Origin of the sequence: Hymenobacter tibetensis, from assembly GCF_022827545.1 — a bacterium.
GTDB classification, from domain to species: Bacteria; Bacteroidota; Bacteroidia; order Cytophagales; family Hymenobacteraceae; genus Hymenobacter; species Hymenobacter tibetensis.
Map to the genome: position 1 here is coordinate 4,477,928 of NZ_CP094669.1, position 19,200 is coordinate 4,497,127.

General features: G+C 54.3%; 13 protein-coding genes. 11 read left to right on the top strand and 2 right to left on the bottom strand.

Going from position 1 to position 19,200, the window contains the following annotated elements; translation table 11 throughout:
• Nucleotides 1–381 precede the first annotated feature (381 nt).
• From MTX78_RS17950 to MTX78_RS17995, 10 genes are all read left to right on the top strand, one after another.
• Nucleotides 382–843, top strand: coding sequence for a hypothetical protein (locus MTX78_RS17950; protein WP_243797126.1), 462 nt, complete (start codon nt 382–384; stop codon nt 841–843).
• Between the two features lie 256 nt (nt 844–1,099).
• Nucleotides 1,100–1,894 (top strand): class I SAM-dependent methyltransferase, encoded by a 795-nt coding sequence (locus MTX78_RS17955; protein WP_243797127.1) that lies wholly within the window; start codon nt 1,100–1,102, stop codon nt 1,892–1,894.
• A gap of 112 nt (nt 1,895–2,006) precedes the next feature.
• Nucleotides 2,007–2,870: a UbiA family prenyltransferase gene (locus MTX78_RS17960; RefSeq protein WP_243797129.1), complete on the top strand. Its 864-nt coding sequence runs from the start codon at nt 2,007–2,009 to the stop codon at nt 2,868–2,870.
• A 92-nt stretch (nt 2,871–2,962) separates the two neighbouring features.
• Nucleotides 2,963–3,586, top strand: coding sequence for a hypothetical protein (locus MTX78_RS17965; protein ID WP_243797130.1), 624 nt, complete (start codon nt 2,963–2,965; stop codon nt 3,584–3,586).
• Between the two features lie 884 nt (nt 3,587–4,470).
• Nucleotides 4,471–7,677, top strand: coding sequence for a SusC/RagA family TonB-linked outer membrane protein (locus MTX78_RS17970; RefSeq protein ID WP_243797132.1), 3,207 nt, complete (start codon nt 4,471–4,473; stop codon nt 7,675–7,677).
• Between the two features lie 28 nt (nt 7,678–7,705).
• Complete coding sequence (locus MTX78_RS17975; RefSeq protein ID WP_243797133.1) at nt 7,706–9,403, top strand: RagB/SusD family nutrient uptake outer membrane protein; 1,698 nt, start codon at nt 7,706–7,708, stop codon at nt 9,401–9,403.
• An 89-nt stretch (nt 9,404–9,492) separates the two neighbouring features.
• Nucleotides 9,493–10,611: a glycan-binding surface protein gene (locus tag MTX78_RS17980; RefSeq protein ID WP_243797135.1), complete on the top strand. Its 1,119-nt coding sequence runs from the start codon at nt 9,493–9,495 to the stop codon at nt 10,609–10,611.
• A 265-nt stretch (nt 10,612–10,876) separates the two neighbouring features.
• The gene (locus tag MTX78_RS17985) at nt 10,877–12,106 is read left to right on the top strand and encodes a glycoside hydrolase family 27 protein (RefSeq protein ID WP_243797137.1); all 1,230 of its coding nucleotides are present in this window, start codon (nt 10,877–10,879) and stop codon (nt 12,104–12,106) included.
• Nucleotides 12,107–12,778: 672 nt separating this feature from the next.
• Nucleotides 12,779–13,780 (top strand): ROK family protein, encoded by a 1,002-nt coding sequence (locus tag MTX78_RS17990; RefSeq protein ID WP_243797138.1) that lies wholly within the window; start codon nt 12,779–12,781, stop codon nt 13,778–13,780.
• A 127-nt stretch (nt 13,781–13,907) separates the two neighbouring features.
• A complete protein-coding gene (locus MTX78_RS17995; protein WP_243797140.1) occupies nt 13,908–14,945 on the top strand; it encodes a LacI family DNA-binding transcriptional regulator in 1,038 nt (345 codons plus the stop codon).
• Nucleotides 14,946–14,969: 24 nt separating this feature from the next.
• On the opposite strand, the gene MTX78_RS18000 is transcribed toward MTX78_RS17995, so the two are convergent.
• Nucleotides 14,970–15,623: a DsbA family protein gene (locus MTX78_RS18000; RefSeq protein ID WP_243797142.1), complete on the bottom strand. Its 654-nt coding sequence runs from the start codon at nt 15,621–15,623 to the stop codon at nt 14,970–14,972.
• 196 nt (nt 15,624–15,819) lie between these two features.
• On the opposite strand from MTX78_RS18000, the gene MTX78_RS18005 reads away from it, so the two are divergent.
• Nucleotides 15,820–16,551: a hypothetical protein gene (locus MTX78_RS18005; RefSeq protein WP_243797143.1), complete on the top strand. Its 732-nt coding sequence runs from the start codon at nt 15,820–15,822 to the stop codon at nt 16,549–16,551.
• Nucleotides 16,552–16,641: 90 nt separating this feature from the next.
• Here the strand turns inward: MTX78_RS18005 and rho are convergent, their stop codons facing one another.
• Entirely contained in the window at nt 16,642–18,948 is a 2,307-nt protein-coding gene (gene rho, locus MTX78_RS18010; RefSeq protein ID WP_243797145.1) for a transcription termination factor Rho, read from the bottom strand.
• Nucleotides 18,949–19,200 lie beyond the last annotated feature (252 nt).

Sequence of the window (19,200 nt, forward strand, 5' to 3'; positions counted from 1 at the left end):
TACTAGGAAGTACGGTACTCGGGCTCATACAGATAAGTTAAAGAGGCCATACCGTTACTCATGTTGCACTAAACTGAAAGAGCCGTAGCTCGGAACAGATTTCCGCACTACGGCTCTCATAGTATAGCTAATGTTTGCAAGCCCAACACGCATGATAGATGCCGAATGATTTAACTGGGCCAACTCATGCCTGTTTCAAAATGAGAAATCACACGGATTGCAAGCGTCAAATTGGAAGGCTGAATTCCCAAACAAGTCCAAATCCAAACAATCCTACAATTTTCCTCTGTTCGTAGGTATTGCCGTTCAGCTTCCAGTGCTAGCCTGTTTTCAGCGTTAGTCACCACCCTGAGCTTTCTTCCACTTTATTATTTTATTGACATGTTTAACGCGTACACTTCCGTTCAGCCAACTATTATCCGCACACTGCTTCTTTGGCTGTTCAGCAACCTGGGAGGCACCTTCCTACTTGGGTTGGGCTTTGCCCTCACCCACCGACTAAACGATAGTACCATTGCCGTTGCTGCTGGTTTGCTGGCCGCTATTATTACGCTACCCCTGGTGCCACTGGCTGTTCCATTCTTCGCGGTACTCGGGCGTGTTTGCTCGGGTTGGTCGCGCCGGTCTATGGCCCTGTTGGGTGTAACCCTATTTTTTATACTTGCTAATGAGCTACTCCGGTTTATGCTGCCCTTTGTTTCTCTTGAAGGCTTGCTGGAAATGTCGTCTCCTTATCTGGCAGCTGGGTTGATAACGGTATTCTGGCTCTACAGCCCTGGCGGCAAAACTTCTACAACTGCTATTTGGTCCAGAAGAAACACGCACCACGTTGAGGTAGGCTAACCAACAGCTTGCTTGACTAGCACAAGCAGACTCCAACTAGCTATTTGCCAACGCATTGACACCTTACTCAACTAACTTGTTGGGTAGGGTGTTTTTTGTTCCCTCGAACCGCCTTATGCCCTACCCCAAGCATTGCCATATCATACTAGTACCGTGCGGTTCTACGGCCATACTTCCTCTGGACGTTTCCTACCTGCTTTGTGCGTCTCTAGGCTCCCTGACAACCGTCTGCTGCTAATTATGCGTAGGCAATGAAGTGAAAATACGCCTCCAGTTATTCGAGTTTGAAGACCTGCCGTGGTTTCCGCGCGTCATCCGCGCCGGCATGATGGACTACCTACGCTTTATGATTTCGTTGCTGGGTACCTACCAGCCGATTGTGCCGTTGCTACGCGAAGCCCTTGCAAAAGCCAACGCCGCCGAGTTGCTGGAGCTGTGTGCTGGTGCGGGCGGCGGCACCGAAGGCATCTTGCGGCGCCTGCGCGAAACCGGCCTTCCAACGGCCCGCATCACCCTCACCGATTTATACCCGCAACCAGCAGCCTGGCAGCTCTTAGCGCAGCGCAATCCAGGACTTACGTACGAGGTGGCTCCCGTTGATGCCACGGCCGTTTCCACCACGTTGGCGGGGTTCCGCACGGTATTTTCCGCGTTTCATCATTTCCCGCCGCCATTAGCCGAAGCCATTCTTGCTGATGCCGTGCAACAACGAGCTGGCATTGGGGTGTTCGAGGGGGCCGGCAAGCATTGGCTGGAAATTCTGCTGGCCTGGACGGTGCTGCCCATAGCGCAGTTGCTGTTCACCCCGTTTATGCGGCCCTTCCGGTTCAGCCGCCTGTTCTTCACTTACTTCGTGCCCCTTATCCCGCTTTTCACTATCTGGGACGGTACCGTGTCCATCCTGCGTATGTATCCGCCGGCGCAGTTGCTTTCCCTGGCCCGCCGCGCTGACCCCCATAATACGTTTGACTGGCAAGCCGGCAAAGTTCGGCACTGGTGGGGACCAGAAGTGACCTACCTAATTGGTGTTCCTCGCTTACAACGCACATAAGTGTGTACTTCGGTAGTGGCGCCCCGTATCGGTGCTTGTGGTGCTTACTGCCCCGAACTCGTACCTTACTGGTAGCTAAAGCATCCGCTTCCTAACCCTAGAACACCTTGCAATGTCATACCGCCGCGCGTTGTTGCTGCTGCGCATTCCGTTTTCCATCTACCTCATGCCCGTGTTCTGGTTTGGGTTGAGCGCGCTTCGCGAGCCTTTCAGCAGTGGGCGGGCGGTAGGGGTGTTCGTAGTGTTGCACTTGTTGGCTTACCCGGCTTCTAACGGCTACAATTCCTATTACGACCGGGACGAAGGCAGTATCGGCGGCCTAAAGAAGCCCCCTAAAGTTTCCCAAGAGCTGCTTTATCTGGTGTATGTGTTCGATGCGCTGGCTGTGGTGGGGGCCGCGTTGCTGAGCCCATTGTTCGGAGTATTGGTGGCGGTGTATCTTCTGGTGTCGAAAGCCTACAGCTACGAAGGCATTCGACTCAAGAAGTATCCTCTGCTGAGTACGGTGGTGGTCGTGGTATTCCAAGGCGCCTTCACCTTTCTGATGACTCAGGTAGGTGTGGGAGCTTCACAAGCAACGATTCTTGAAACAACTAATTTGCTGCTCGCCCTCGTCAGCAGTCTCTTTCTGTGCGGCTCCTACCCTCTCACGCAGGTCTACCAGCACCAGGAAGATGCCCGCCGCGGCGACCAGACCTTAAGTTTACGACTAGGCATCCGGGGCACGTTTGTGTTTGCGGCCGTAGGGCTTCTGGCAGGGGCCACCGTATTGGCGGGCACGCTCTGGGTTCGTCAGGAAACCATGCACCTCTTCGTATTTCTGCTGGCAACTGGGCCGGTAGTGGCGCTGTTTGGGCGTTGGGCTTACTTGGTTTGGCAAGACCCTAGTGCTGCCGACTTCGAGCATACCATGCGCATGAACCAGGTGTCGTCGTTGTGCATGAGTGTTGCTTTTGGCTTGATGCTGTTCTGGTAGGCACCCAAGCCAGCCTCCGAGCCTACTTGTAGCAAACAGAACAGTCGGCCTTTAAACCGCGTATTGTCGGCAGCTACCATTTCCTTTATCTCATGCGCCTCACTTCGCTGCTTCCCCTGCTCGGTTTTGTTGTTGCTTGCTCCACCCCCGACACGCGTCAGGCGGCTACCAGCCCTTCCACTGCCGACACGGCCACGAATCTGGAGCCTATGGACACTGCCCGTGCTGCCGCTGCCGATGCCCAGTCGGACACCTTGAAAACGGTACGGCAACGGCACACTTTCTCTTCGCCTAGTTCCCCCGACGAATTCAAGCTGGTGATGCGGGGCAAAGATATGCTCACTGGTGAGGCCACCTTCACTATCACCGATGCTAGTGGGCAAGTTATCTTTCGTGAGATTCTTTCGGCCGGCGATTTAGAGGCGGCTATGGTATACGAAATGAAGACCCCCACCGCTACCGCCGATGAGCGTGCTGCCTACGTGCGCCGCCGTATGGATGAGTTTTTCACTGAAAAAAACTTCCAGAAGCCAGCCCTTACCCCCAAGTCGGCCTTCCCCACCGACAATACCATCACCCGCGCTGCCTGGGACGACCTTCGCCAGCGTCCAGATGCTATTAGCTTCTCCTACTTAGTAGGCAAAGAGGACCGCCGCCGAATTGCCTGGGCACCAAGCACCAAGCAGGTAATACATTTGCCAGGCAACGGCAGCTAGCATTCTTTGTTACACATCCAGTTCCATACAAGCAGGACTAGTCTTGTATATAGGCATAGCCCCTTAGCTAGCTGTGCCTATAGCTAGCGTCTTCCTGCGTTCATAAGTACATAAGTAAAGCAGCCGGATTTTGCTCCTTCCCTATCTCCCTAAGTATTTAAATAGAGTATAGGCTGCACTAAGCCCAGGTGAGGTTTGAGCGAAGACGGTTAGATGATTGCGTGTTGATTATGAAAATTATATAAATATTTTATTGATACTTTTTTATCCTTCTATGCATGCTTGCCTGAAACCTTAAATCGCAAACAACTCTTACTATAATTTGTATTTAATTAAGTAAGAGATGCTCTTTATTACATCCATTGCCAAGTGGTTGTTCTACTATTCCTGGGAAGAAAAAAGGTAGCAACAAATAGCAAGTTCCAGCACCAGATAGCTTGGAGTGTTAAAAGGTTATTAGTTCACTATAGTCCAATAAAACAGGCTGCAAGTGCAAAACTTGCTAAAACCTTTTAGTTTGTTAACCTTGGTATTGCAAACGATTACGGTAAGTCAACTGTCGGGTTTGCAATGGAATTTCGGTTCATCCATCTCTCTTTTCACTCATCCAAATCCCACTTCATGCAATCGATTTACACCTTCTTGTTCACCCCTACTATATAAGTAGTCAAATAGTGGATCTACTACTGTAGCTAACTGGACGACTAACAACGTCAACAGCCCGAAGCGCTCTTGTATTAACTAAAGAGTTTGCTAGAGCTGAACTACAGCCTCGCGAGAAAGTACCATTGACCTGGCTAGCCCTCACTTTCTCATCGATGACACCATTGCTGCGAGTCAATTTCTGCACTTCTCCCTTATCTCCATTCCTTTCTCATCACTGTATGAAGAAGATTTTACTCATGACGACGATGGCGGCTTTTGCAGTAAGCCCCACCGAATTACTTGCCCAAGCACCCATTGCCATAAAAGGCACCGTGACCGACGGAGCCAGTGGCGAAGGCTTGCCGGGAGTTAGCGTAGTGGTGAAAGGCACCACCAACGGTACAGCCACCAACACGGATGGCTCCTTCTCCCTTACAGTGCCCAATGAGGACGCCGTTCTTGTCCTTTCATATGTGGGCTTTCAAACGCAGGAAGTGCCCGTAAAAGGCCGCACATCATTCGCCGTCAAGCTCCAGAACGACCAAAAAGCGCTGGAAGAAGTGGTGGTAATTGGTTACGGCTCGGTCAAGAAAAGTGACGTAACCGGCTCAGTAGCTTCCGTCAAGACCGACGATATCCTCAAAACCATTCCAACTAGCATCAACCAAGGATTGCAAGGGCAAGTAGCCGGAGTACAGGTCAACCGCAGTGACGGAGCGCCTGGGGCCGGCATCAGCCTCACCATTCGGGGGGCGAATTCGTTTACAGGCAGCGAGCCGCTGTATGTAATTGACGGCATTCCATTCACCTCGCCTTCTGCTACTGGTTCTTCCACTGGTGGTGCCAACCCCTCGGGGGGCACGGGTCAATCGACCAACGCCTTGTCTTACATCAACCCGCAGGACATCGAGTCGATGGAAATCCTGAAGGATGCCTCGGCCACGGCCATTTACGGCTCGCGCGGTGCCAACGGCGTAGTGCTTATCACTACCAAGAAAGGCAAAGCCGACAAAGACCGCATCGAGATAGTAGCGAATACCAGCATCTCGGAAATTTCTAGGCGGGTGAAAGTCTTGAATGCGTACCAGTACGCTCAGTTCCAGAACGAGGCCCAGCTCAATGCCGAAACGTACAACGGCACAAGCCCTACTACGCTGCCTTTCCCTGGCATTCGGGGTTTCGACCCAATTATCGGCGACTCCACTTATCTGCCGGCACCCGAAGATTTCCTGAATGGAACGGCGGGCGAATCGTATCCGGAGGGCTTCACAGGTACCAACTGGCAGGACAAGATTTTCCGCCAAGCCATCACCAAGGATTACACCCTGCGTATGTCAGGCGGTAGCGACAAAGGCACTTACTCGGTGTCGGGCAACATGCTCGATCAGCAAGGCATCATTGAAAATTCTGGTTTCAAGCGGTATGGCTTGCAAGCCAATATCGTCCGGAAGGTGCACAAGTGGATCGAGCTGGGCACCAGCAACAATATCACCTTCACTAACTATGTGCTAGGCAAAACCAACTCGAACGGCAACGAGGCCAGCATTATCAGTTCGGCGTTGTCGTTTCCGGCTACTTACCCAGTATCGTCGCCGGAGTCAAAAGCGCGGGAAGACAACACGTCTTGGTACGCTGCTGCCAACCCCTACAACTACACCCGCACGGCCAAAGACCAGACGCACTCTACGGGCATCTACTCGTCGAGTTACGCGCTGCTGACCTTCACCGACTACCTCTCGTTCCGCCAGAACCTGGGGGTGAACTACAACGTGAACAACCGGGAAGTGTACTACAACCGGCGCTTGCAGGAAGCCCGCACCACCAACGGGTACGCCTACAACTCCGACGACAACTGGCGCGGCATCACGCTGGAATCTATTCTGAACTTCAACCGCACGTTCCACGAAGACCATAGCGTGAACGCAGTGGCGGCATTCACGCGCGAAACGGGCTACTCCTACTACCGTAACGCGTCGGTGCGGGGCTTCCCCGATGACCTGCTGGAAAACAACAACCTGTTCAACGGCACCACCCAGAAGACGCTGAACAGCGGCAAGTCGGAAAATGGCTTGCTTTCCTTACTGGGCCGGGTGAACTACGGGTACAAAGGCAAATACCTGGCTACGGCTTCGTTCCGGCGCGATGGTTCCAGCCGCTTCACAACGAAAAACAAGTACGCCAACTTCTCTTCTTTCGCTCTGGCGTGGAACGCCGGCGACGAGGTGTTTATTCAGAATCTGGGCGTATTCAGCACCCTGAAGTTCCGGGCGGGTTACGGCCAAACCGGCAACCAAGGTATCGGCTCCTACCGCTCATTGCCCATGTTTGCCTTCTCCGCATACCCCATCGGCGGGGCACCGCAGCCTGGCTACGCCGACGTAACGTGGCGGGGTCCGGCCGATGTAAACTTGCGTTGGGAAACCACCGATCAAGTCAACGTGGGCGTGGATATGGGCTTCTTGAAAAACCGGCTCACCGTAACGGTGGACGTGTACAAGAAGAAGACCCGTGACTTGTTGCAGCCCATCCAGATTCCGAATAGCACCGGCTTCACCACGCAGCTCACCAACTTCGGCACGGTGGAGAACAAGGGCCTGGAAGTCTCGGGCGTTGGCTCGCTGGTTTCAACTCCTAAATTCAACTGGAGCATTAACGCCAACGTTTCCTTCAACCGCAACCAGATGTTGGAGCTGCCCGGCGACCAGTTTGCCGGTAGCCTCTACAACAACTTCGACAACTTCTTTCTGCAGCGCAACGGCCAACCCATTGGTACGGTGTATGGCTTCGTGGAAGACGGTTTCTACGACAACCTAGCCGAGGTAGTGGCGGACCCTTACTATGCCGGCCAATCGGAAGCCGTGCAGCGCATGATGATTGGGGAGATTAAGTACAAAAACTTCGACGAAGACCCCGCCATTACGGCCAAGGACCGCCAGATCATCGGCAACACGAATGCCAACTACAACTTCGGTATCACCAACAACTTCAGCTACCACAACTTCAACCTGAGCATATTCTTCCAGGGAGTGCAAGGCAACGACATCGTGAACACCAATCTGTATCAGATTCGGATGGGCAAGGTGGCCAACCTTCCGCAGTTTGTGTACGATGGCCGTTGGACGCCCGAAAACGCCGCCAATGCGACGTGGCCCAAGGCGTTGGCGGCCGATACCCGCCAGCCCCGCTTGTCGAACCGCTTGGTGGAAGACGGCTCTTACGTGCGCCTGAAGAACATCAACGTGGGGTATTCTTTCAAAAAGCCCGCCTCCTTCATTGATGCCATCAACGTGTATGCCAGCGTGAGCAACGTGCTGACCTTCACCAATTACAAGTGGTATGACCCGGACGTCAATGCGTTCGGCAGCGACGCCTCCCGCCGCGGCGTCGATATGAACTCTTACCCCAACAGCCGCACCTTCACCTTGGGGGTAAGCGCTGGTTTCTAATTCCATCAGAAAAGTAGTCTCTCGTCAGATGAAAAAGATACAAGTACTTGCTCTCCTCCTGGCTGGTTCCTTCGCTGCGGTATCGTGCTCGGATATCTTAGAGGAAAAGCCCCTGGACTTTATTACCCCCGACCAGGTAACGGACCCCAACTTTATTGCCAACGGCGCGCTGAATACCCTGACATCGGGCTCGATGTTTCGCTACGGGCAGTTCCCCAACCTCTGGGACTACGACTCCGACGATGCCACTGGCCCTAGCTGGGCGTTCGGCGACGTTGGCGCCGGCAACTATCAGTCGTATTGGGGGATAGACGCAGGCTGGAACGGCCCCTACACCCTGATTCACCGCTGCAACTTCGGCATCTCGCAGATCAACGCCATGACCACGGCCGACGAAGCAGCGAAGCAGAACGCCTTGGGACAGCTTTATTTCCTGCGTGGCTGGGCCTATTTCCTGTTGGTGCGGTCTTATGGCTCAATTCCGGTTTTCGAAAAAGCAGTGACGGAAGGCACTGCCCCGCAGCAGCCCCGCGTGCCCGTGAAAGATGTGTACGCCCTCATCATCGACAACCTGAAGCAGGCCGAAACCAACTTAAAATCTACTCGGGACGCTGGCTTCGAGCTGGGACGGCCAAGCAAAGGCGCGGCGAGCAGCCTGCTCGCCAAGGTGTACTTAACCATGGCTTCCGGTTCGTTGTCGAGCGGCCAGGTAACGGTGATGGGCGGGAAGGCTTTCCAAGTGGTAAGTGGTAGAAAGACCCTGCTAGCGCCCCAGGCCATTACCCACAACAAAACAGTGGTGGCGGGCCTGGAAGGGTTGAACTCGGCCGAGTACTTCAAGCTGGCCCGCGACAAAGCCCAGGAAGTGATAAACAGCGGCGAGTACTACCTGTTTCCGTCGCATATGGAGGTGTGGACCGTGGCGAACCGCAACCGCGGGGAACACATCTGGTCATTGCAGAGCATTTTGGAGAGCCCCGATTTTGGGAATGAGATTTCGCTGTTCCGTCGGGGCCGCCTCGACCCAACTAAGGCAGACCAACTGGAAGGAGGCTGGATTGGCACCTCGTACCAGTGGTACCATAACTTCGAGGAAAACGACCAGCGCATCACCGACGGCGTGCTGCACCGCTGGAAGATGTGGAGCAACACGCAGTTTCACTACTATCCGCTGAGCGACAGCCTAGTTGTACGCGGCACGGATACAAGCCCCGCAGCGGTAGCCAAGCGTGCCAAGTACGGCTACCAGCCTGCCGACCAGTCTGCCTTGGATGATGGCCGTATTGGCCGCCTGCGCAAGTTCGAGGCCGTCTCGAAAAACAACGTGACCCTCGGTGACTTCCACTTCCCGCTGCTGCGCTACCCCGATGTGCTATTGACTTTTGCTGAAGCTGAAAACGAGATAAACAACGGACCAACGGGTGCGGCGCGCAACGCCGTCAACCAGATTCGTCGGCGCAATGGCGCTTCAGAAGTAGGCACCAGCTTAAACCAGCAGCAGTTCCGCTCCTTCGTGCTGGAAGAACGCCGCCGAGAGCTAGCCCTGGAAGGCGACCGGCGCTGGGATTTGATTCGCTGGGGCATTTATCTGCCCGTGATGAACGCCCTCGACATCGATGAGAACAATGTGATTAAGCGCCGCCAATCGAAGCATTTGCTGTACCCGATTCCAATTTCGGAAGTGAATGCCAACAAACTCATTGGGGGCAACAACCCTGGCTGGTAGCCAGCCTCTACGCTCGGAAGCCTTTCGCTACGCCCGTTAGGAGCAACCGTGGAAGGCTTCCATGCTACACCTTCACACTCCTTTAACTCATGAAGCTATATTCTACTTTCAACCACGCGCTAGTAGCGGGCTTACTGCTAGGCGCCTTCGCGTTTTCCGCTTGCGAAAAGGAAGACGCGCCTGCCTGCTCCGGAGCCCCTTCCGTAGAGCGAATCTCAACGCCCACCAACCGCACAGAAGGCCTTACCAATGGCAAGCTAGCTGATTGGGTCATCATTCAGGGCAGCAATTTTTGTGGCGTAAGCCAAGTACTGTTCAATGATGTGGAAGCCGACTTGAAGGACGCATACATCACTCCCACTGAAATCACGCTGCGTATTCCGCGGGTAGTACCCAAGAACGTGAGCAACATGGTGACGATAGTGTCAGATGCTGGCTCGACGGAAACGGCTTATACGCTCAGCATTCCGTCGTTGGAAGTAGCGGGTATGAGCAACGAGTACACGCCCGCTGGTCAGCGCATGGCCGTGGTTGGCAAGAACTTCGACTTGTATGGCATATCCGTCACCAGCGGCAAGGTTCTGTGGAATGGTACGCCCCTGACCGTTACCCGCGCCACCAGCGACTCGCTTTACTTCACGGTGCCCGCCAATGCCACGCCAGGCGCCACCTTGAAAGTAATTGACGCCAACAACGTGGAAAAAGCGGTGCCTGGCCGCTACAAAGACGACCGAAATATTGTGTTCGGTTACGACCAAGGCGGTAGCATATGGGGAGGCAACACCTACATCACGCAAGGGCCTATTCCAGCGCCAATCAACGGAAGTTTCATCCGCGTAATTACAACGGTCAACGAATGGGTATGGACAGAGTTTTCAACCAGCAATCAGCTGACCCTGCCTAACGCGGTGGTGGCCAACCCATCGGGCTACGTATTGCGGTTTGAAATGAATACGCTGAAACCATTTAGCACCAGTGGTATCAAGTTCGTAATTGATGGTGATGCTAATACGTACACCTGGACGCCTGCCGTACCCTTCAACACCCGAGGCCAATGGAGTACCCGAACCGTCAACCTCACCGATATCGTTAAAAATCCACTGGAGCCTACCCGGACTTTACATGAATTCAAATTCGTATTTCACGGCCCCGGTACGCTGGATGCGGATATCGCCTTCGACAACTTCCGCATCGTACCCAAAGACTGATTGAATAAAGCAGAAAGTGGCGTCAAGCAGGCATATGGTCTGCAACGGGCCACCTGGTAGCCGGTTCGGAAGCCGCTGCAACGGCTCGTGCTGCTGAGTGACAGCCCCGACCCTAGTGCGACGGGTGGCCCGTTCGTCCACTTCTCCTTTTTACCTTGCTCCTTTCCGCCGCCAAAAGCCCACCACAACGCCTAAATAGGCATTTCCACCTCTTCAACGTTCAACCCGGCAGCCAATTACTGCCACACGCACAGCTTAAAACTTAATGAAAGTCGCTTCTCTTTTCGCACTTGGTCTGCTGACCTCTTTTTCCGCCTTCAGCCAAGGAAACAACTACGTCCAGAACTACAAAAAATTCGAAAACCTGGCTATGACGCCGCCGATGGGCTGGAACAGCTGGAACAAGTTTGCCTGTAATGTTGATGAGAAGCTGATTCGGGAAGTAGCCGATGCTATGATTAGCTCCGGCATGAAAGACGCAGGCTACACCTACATCAACATCGACGACTGCTGGCACGGTGAGCGGGACGAGAAAGGTTTTATTCAGCCGGACCCTAAACGCTTTCCGTCCGGCATGAAGGCCCTGGCTGATTACGTTCATTCCAAGGGCCTCAAGTTCGGCGTGTACTCCGACGCCGGTTCTCAAACGTGCGGCGGCCGGCCCGGCAGTCGAGGCTACGAGTTTCAAGATGCCATGATGTATGCGAGTTGGGGGGTTGATTATCTTAAGTACGACTGGTGCAACACGGAAGGGCTGAAAGCGGAAGGCGCCTACAAAACCATTACGGCGGCGTTGCGCAAAGCCGGCCGGCCAGTGGTGTTAAGCATTTGTGAGTGGGGCAACGACAAACCCTGGGAATGGGGCCCGAGTGTGGGGCACCTATGGCGTACCACCGGCGACATCTACAACTGCTTTGACTGCATCGAGGACCATGGCACCTGGAAGTCGTGGGGGGTGATGCAGATTCTCGACAAGCAAGATGGCTTACGGAAGTACGCTGGCCCTGGCCACTGGAACGACCCAGATATGCTTGAAGTGGGCAATGGCATGCCTATCAACGAAGACCGCGCCCACTTCACCATGTGGAGCATGATTGCAGCCCCCCTAATTACCGGCAACGACATCCGGAAGATGAGCAAGGAAACGGCGTCCATTCTCACCAATAAAGAGGTACTAGCGGTCAACCAGGATAAGTTGGGAGTACAAGGCTTCAAGCATAGCGTCAAAGACAGTCTGGAAACGTGGCTGAAGCCAATGGCTGATGGTAGATGGGCTGTTACGTTCCTCAACCGCAGCAAACGGACCCAGGCAGTTAGCTTCGACTGGCAAGCCACCTCTATAGTTGATGACCTATCGAAGGCCGAGTTGAACGCCAAAACCACCACGTACAAAGTCCGCAATGTATGGGCGAAGAAGGATGTGGGCACCACTAAAAAAGCGTTTAGCAGCACCGTACCGGCTCACGATGCCGTTCTGCTGGTTTTAAACAAGTAGCAAACCCACTGGTGCCCACCATGCAGTATAGGCCGCTTCTAATATCGGGAGCGGCCTTTGTTACGCCTCTTTTTTACGGTTGCCTTCTCGCCCTTATTCCTACACCTGGGCGGCTGAATGCATAGTTCGGGAGGCATACCCGTAGGTGAGCTGCGCTTCCATTAGTACCATGGTGGTTTCCGATGGCCGTAATCCGGTTGCTTTCCTTAGGGCATGGCTGGCTCGTCTACAGTTCAGCTTCAACCGATGAACTAGTATCTCGGATGACCCTAAATATTTCACGGAAGCAGCAGATGCAATAGTGCTATTGCAAGATGTAAGCAGACCGCTTAGAGTTAGTGCCTTGAGTGCAACTACACAGGATGTCCGTGCTTGTATAAGGTATCCGTTTGCAGGTACCGCCAGTAATGCGCTAGTGAGTTTAACCGATGTGCATAGCTTCAAAGACAAAAAAAACCGTCATATTAGCTTGCAAATAGGTTTTAGCAAACGTTGAAGGAATGTACCTGTTGCTATTCCTGCACGAGGCGACGGCATGGCTTCATGCCCTACGTCCTGCAATTGATTAACTCCACTGCCACTCTCAAGTTGCTATCCGAGCAACTTGATGGACCTCTGGGCTGGGCAGATATTTACAAAGGTTGGTTGCCATCAACTACAGAGTCAGACACCATGAGCAATTTTACGACGGCGGCCGCACTACATACGATGCAGCAAGTACCTGTTGCACCGCATGAGCAAGTAGCAAATGGGTTCAACCAGCACCAGAACCTCTGGGGCTTGGATATGGGAGGAACCAAAATTGAAGGCGTCATTCTGCAATCAGCTTCCAATCCGCACGTGCTGTTCCGCGACCGAATGCCCACGGAAGCCAGCCAGGGCTATGAGCACATGCTACGGCAGGTTGGGGCGCTGGTGGAGCGCATGGAACAAGCAGCCGGTTACCGCCCCGGTAAGATTGGTATTGGCACGCCAGGCACCATGATTCCGCAATCGGGGTTGATGAAAAACTGCAACACCACAGCCCTGAACGGACGCCCTTTGAAGGCTGATTTAGAGTATTTGCTCGGGCGACAAGTAGTTATTGCCAACGATGCGAATTGCTTTGCTCTCTCTGAAACCCGCTTAGGAATAGTTAAGCAGCAGTTTCCCGGTGCGCGGGTGGTCTTCGGTATCATTCTCGGCACCGGGGTGGGCGGGGGACTTGTTGTAAACGGCCAGATAATCGAAGGTTTCCACGGCATTGCAGGCGAATGGGGCCACAATTACTTAAGCGAAACCGATGGCAAGCCGTGCTTCTGCGGCAAAACAGGCTGCATCGAAAGCATCCTGGCCGGGCCGGCTCTCGAGCTTTACTATGCCGAGCAGAGTGGTCGGAAGCTGGGGTTGAAAGAAATTATGCAGCGCGCCACCGACGGGGTTGACCCTGCTGCTGTACAAACTCTCCACCGGCTTACGCATTACTTCGGGTTGGCCCTGAGCGCCGTGGTGAATGTTCTCGACCCCGATGTAATTGTGATTGGGGGCGGTGTAGGCAATATTTCTGAACTCTATAGTGCCGGGGTGGCCAATATCGAGCAACACATTTTCGACCATCATTTTGCAGCTCCAGTGGTGAAGCCTATGCTCGGCGACAGTGCCGGCGTGTTTGGCGCGGCTTACTTGGTAGCGTAAGCACAGAAACCCCGCGCCTCAGATCTTTGCCTGGGCACACGCTGGCAGGAAGCCGGCCAGGGAATAGCCTTGCCTTTAGGTAATTATTCTACTTTTGAGGACGACGTTATCAGCGTCATTCTCAGATATGAACAGCAAGGTGAAAAAGCGGACATTGATTCATGATATTGCCCGCCACCTGGACGTGTCAATTGCTACCGTATCATTGGTTCTGAATGGGAAAGCCAAGCAGAGCCGCATTAGTGACGCGCTGGCAGAAAGGGTATTAGCTTACGTGAAGGAAGTGGGCTACAAGCCCAATCACTTAGCGAAAAGCTTACGCACTGGCAAAACGCACGTGATTGGGCTGGTTGTGGAAGACATTTCCAACCCCTTCTTCGCCACAGTTGCGTGGATGATTGAAAAGCAGGCGTTCGAGCGGGGTTACCGCATCATCTATTGCAGCACCGACAACGACACCAGCAAGGCCAAGGAACTGATTACCATGTTCCAAGATCGTCATGTCGATGGCTACATTATTGTGCCACCGGAAGGCGTAGAAGAGCAAGTGAGCGTTATCCTACGGGAGCAGATTCCCGTCGTACTTTTCGACCGATACTTGCCTGACCTACCTACCAACTATATTGTGGTAGACGGCACGAAAGGCACCTATGAAGCCGCTCAGCACCTGCTAGAACAAGGCTTCACCTCCATAGCCTTCGTCACCACTGATTCCAAACAGACGCAGATGGAGGCCCGTTTGCAGGGTTACGTACAAGCAATGGAGGAGCGCGGTCTGCAACAACGCGTGAAACACGTGAATATCACCGACTCAGAGAAGATTCTGGCCGATATTCACTCCTTCATTGCCGAAAACCGGGACTGTGACGCCATCATCTTCTCAACCAACTACTTGAGCATCTACGGGCTTGAGGCCATTGCGCAGCAAAAGCTCCGGATTCCCGACGACCTGGCGGTTATTTCCTACGACGACCACGACCTGTTTCGGCTGTACACGCCGGCCATTACGGTTATTGCGCAGCCCGTTGAAAGTATTGCTAAGAATGTCATCGATATCCTGCTAGACCAACTCAAGCACCCCAGTGACAAAGAAGATACCACTGCTATTCAAGCCGTTGTCCTTCCCACCTCACTCGTTGTCCGCAAGTCGTCTATTCGTAGCTAGCTCACACTATTCTTGTGCCTGACTCTATGCAGCTTGCTCTAAAGCTTGGCGTAGGATATCAGCAAACGCGTCGTAGGGCTGGTAGCCCCGGGTGAGAACGTAGCCCTGGCTGCCCACGCGCAACAGTACCATTGGAAAGCCCTGCACCCCAATTTTCGCTACGGCAGCAAACTCCTGGCGGGTGGCAGCTACCGTTTCGGGAAGAGCTAGCCGGCGCATGAATTCCACTTCGTCTATTCCGTAGGCAGCAGCTAGTGGCACGTAGGTTCTCAATTGGTTTAAGTCGGCTCCGTCTTGGAAATGCGCACGCTGCACGTCATGGGCGAAGTTGGGCGTTTGGTTTTGATTGAGCTGACGAAACACATGGATGGCGCGGCTTGGTGGCTCCGAATCCTGCACATAGGCTCCCTCCTCCCCTAGTGCCCGGAAAGCTTCTCCGAACACAACGCCAGTCACCTTCTCTACCTGTTGCAAGGAGCCGCTGATATAGCTCCACGCTTCGCTGATAGGCGCTACCTGTTCTCCGGTCAGCATACCGCCACACAGCACCGATACATCTACTTGGCCGGCAAATTCTTGCTGAATACGCTGTAGCACCGGGCTCATGCCGTAGCACCAACCACACAGCGGGTCGAAAATATAGAGTAGTTCGGGACGGTCAGAAGAGTGTGGTTCCATAAAAGACAAAGGTAGGATCAGGACCCGACAGGCCAAGTACTTGCTACCAATAGTACCATCATACGCCGGTTAGGGTTGGCAGGCCAAGAAAGGTCGCACGTTCTTCCAACTGCTTCCCCCAAAATATCGACTAGCTTGCTGCAACTGCATAAGCTGCACCTGTTGCATACTACCCTGAAGTTTACCTCCCAAGTACATGCTTTCGTTTATCTCACTTATCTCCGTTGCTACACTGCTGCCCGTTTCCACTTCTCCTGATAGCCTGACTATTTTCAATCCGAACCGCACGTACCACTACCGAGCGTTATTTATCAGCCCTACCGGCGACACACTCAGCCAAGAACGGATTACCCTTCGGCCCTCCGGCCAGCCCTGGGCGGGCCAGCCGAAACGGCAGACTGCCTTTCAGATTGAATACCACTACACTCCCCACGACTCGCTGACTTTCCTGGCCCTTCCAAATCCCAAGACCACACGTTCTGATAAACCTTTACCATACTGGTGGAGCAGGTCGCAGCATACTGGTGCTATTGAGAACAGACACGAAATCTGGATGCATCCTATCCGGGGCAACCAATACGAGTACACAGAGGTAGCACCTTTTCCACAAGTCAAGCCTGATTCGCTGCGGGTAGGTGGCAGATGGCGGGAAAAGCCTCTCTATATCTTGATGGGCTGGGGCGCCTTCAAAGGGAAAGTGACGCCTAACTACCAAGCTGAAAAACAGGAAACCCGTCAATACGGGGCCCTACACCTACCCGGATGCTGGCTAATCCACGCCGTTGGGTTGCACAACAAGCTAGGTGAAAGCTTCCTCGATTTCTACTTTCATCCGAGCTACGGCTTCACTGAAATGCACTATCGTTTGTACGATGGAACGAGAATTTCCTTTGTACTCGAACAGGTAGTTGATAGCCGACTACGGTAGTTACCTGGTAACTTTTATCATCAAAAAGGCCGTTGCGCAGAGTGCGCAACGGCCTTTTTGATGGCAAGAACCACGGAATGCCGTGGTTCTTTATCCGTTCATTGACACCAAGAATTCCAGGTTGTCTTTGGTACCTTTCATACGGTCCTTTAAGAATTCCATGGCTTCTGAAGGCGTCATGTCAGCCATGAACTTACGCAGCACCCAGATGCGGCTCAATTCATCTTTGCTCATCAGCAAATCTTCCCGACGGGTACCGGAAGCCGGTACATCAATGGCTGGGAAGATACGCTTGTTGGCCAGTTTGCGGTCCAGCTGCAATTCCATGTTGCCGGTACCTTTGAACTCCTCGAAAATAACTTCGTCCATCTTCGAGCCGGTTTCAATCAGAGCCGTGGCAATAATCGTTAGCGAGCCACCATCTTCTACGTTGCGGGCTGCCCCGAAGAAACGCTTGGGCTTGTGCAGCGCATTGGCATCCACACCACCCGACAGAATCTTGCCGGAAGCAGGCTGCACGGCGTTGTAGGCCCGGGCCAGACGAGTAATGGAATCGAGCAGAATCACGACATCGTGGCCGCATTCCACTAGGCGCTTGGCCTTGTCTAGGGCAATGCTCGTGATTTTGACGTGGCGGTCAGGCGTTTCGTCGAAGGTGGAGCTGAGCACTTCGGCTTTCACCGAGCGGGTCATGTCCGTTACTTCTTCGGGGCGCTCATCGATCAGCAAGATCATCAGATAGACCTCGGGGTGGTTCTCGGAAATAGCATTGGCAATTTCCTGCAGCAGCACCGTTTTGCCGGTTTTAGGCTGCGCCACAATCAAGCCACGCTGGCCTTTGCCAATCGGAGCAAACAGGTCCAGAATTCGGGTGCTGTAGAGGCCCGATTTGGTAGTCAGCTTCAACCGCTCCTCTGGGAAAAGAGGCGTCAGGCTGTTGAATGGCACTCGGTCGCGCGCCTCTTCCATGGCTCGGCCGTTGATGCTGTCGACCCCAACTAGTGCATAATACTTCTCGCCTTCGCGGGGCGGACGAATGGTGCATTTCACTGTGTCGCCGGCTTTCAACGAAAACTGCTTCACCTGCGCCGGCGCCACATAAATGTCGTCGGGTGAGGCCATGTAGTTGTAGAACGGGCTGCGCAGGAAACCGTAGCCACCATCGGGCATCATTTCCAAGGTGCCCTCCCCGGGAATTGTGATGTCGAAGTCGTTGCGGGGACGCTGCTGCACTGGCTGGCCGTTGCTTTCAGGCCGGGGCGCTTGGCCATTAGCCTCCTGCCGCTGCTGGCGTTGTAGCTCGCGAGCGGCATACCGGTCTTCGCGGCGCTGCTCCCGGTCCGGCCGGCCTTGGGGGTCGCGGGGAAGGCGGTTCTGGTCGCGCTGCGGCTGCTCGGACGTGCGGGGCTCGTTGCGGTAGTCTCGCATGTCCCGGACTCCATCGGTAACGCGGCCGTCGCTGGTCCGAGCTACATCCGTAACCGGTGCCGGACGGTTGTCACGGGGCTGGTCGCGGGGAGTTTGGTTTTGGTCACGGTCGGCGCGGAACTCCCGCTCACGGGGCTGGTCGCGCGGCGTACGCGGGGCATTGGTGTTTTGCTCGGGCCGGAAAATACGTGGTGCTACTGGAACTGCTTCCGTGGTGGCTGGCGCCGCTGCTTCAGGAGCGTCGGTTGTCACCTCGGCGGCAGCAGGCGGCAAAAATGGCGCACGCTCCACGGCAGTTTCCAGCGCAGCACCGTTGGCCGATGGGGCCTCCGCAGTGTCGTTGGTAGCTTCGGGAACTGCCGGGCGCGCATTACGACCAGTTGCTTCGCGTGGCCGACGCTCTGACCGCTGGAAAGGTTTGATAGGGCGCTCAGCAGACGTATCGGCGGCAGGAACTGCCACCTCGGCGGGAGCTTCCGCAACGGCCTCTACAGCAGGCGCTGGAGCAGGAGCTGCCACTTCCAAAGCAGGAGGCGTTTCAACGGCAGCGGCCACTTCTGGCGCTGTTACTTCGGTGGGGGCAGTGGCCACTGCAGCAGCTTGGGCGGGCTTGGAACGAGCCGGACGAGCGGGTGCTATCGGACGAGCCGGGGCCGCAGCACGGGTGGAAGCTGAACGAGCCGGCGCTGCAGACCGGGTGGCGGCGACCGTTGGGGAAGTAGCTTCAACGGCCGGGGCCACCACTTCTTCTACAACGGCTACATCAGAAAAAGCTTGCTCGGAGCGCGCTTTGCCGTTCGGCTTGATTTTGGGCGGGAGCTTATCAGCAGGAATAATGGCCTGCTGATCGAGGATCTTGTAAATCAGATCCTGCTTGCTGAGTTTCTTGAAATTACCAACGTTGAGTTCTTCTGCAATTTCCTTTAAGTCAGAAAGCAGCCTGTCCTTCAACTCTTCAATAGTGTACATAGAGGCAATGAGGGGAGAAAAAATCAAAAAGCGGAAGCCCAACCAACAGGGGTAGATTGCCGACGATATCGGGCAATACCTCGGAGCCGCAATGGCGGCCTACAGCACGGGGATTCTGGACTAAACTGAGGGGGTTGTAACGAGAGTAGCGCTGGAAAAATAACCGCGGGCCGGACGTAGTGAAACTACCGAAAACCCGACATCAGCTGCCGACTTGTTAGCGCAATGTTAACCTAATACAGATGAACTGCC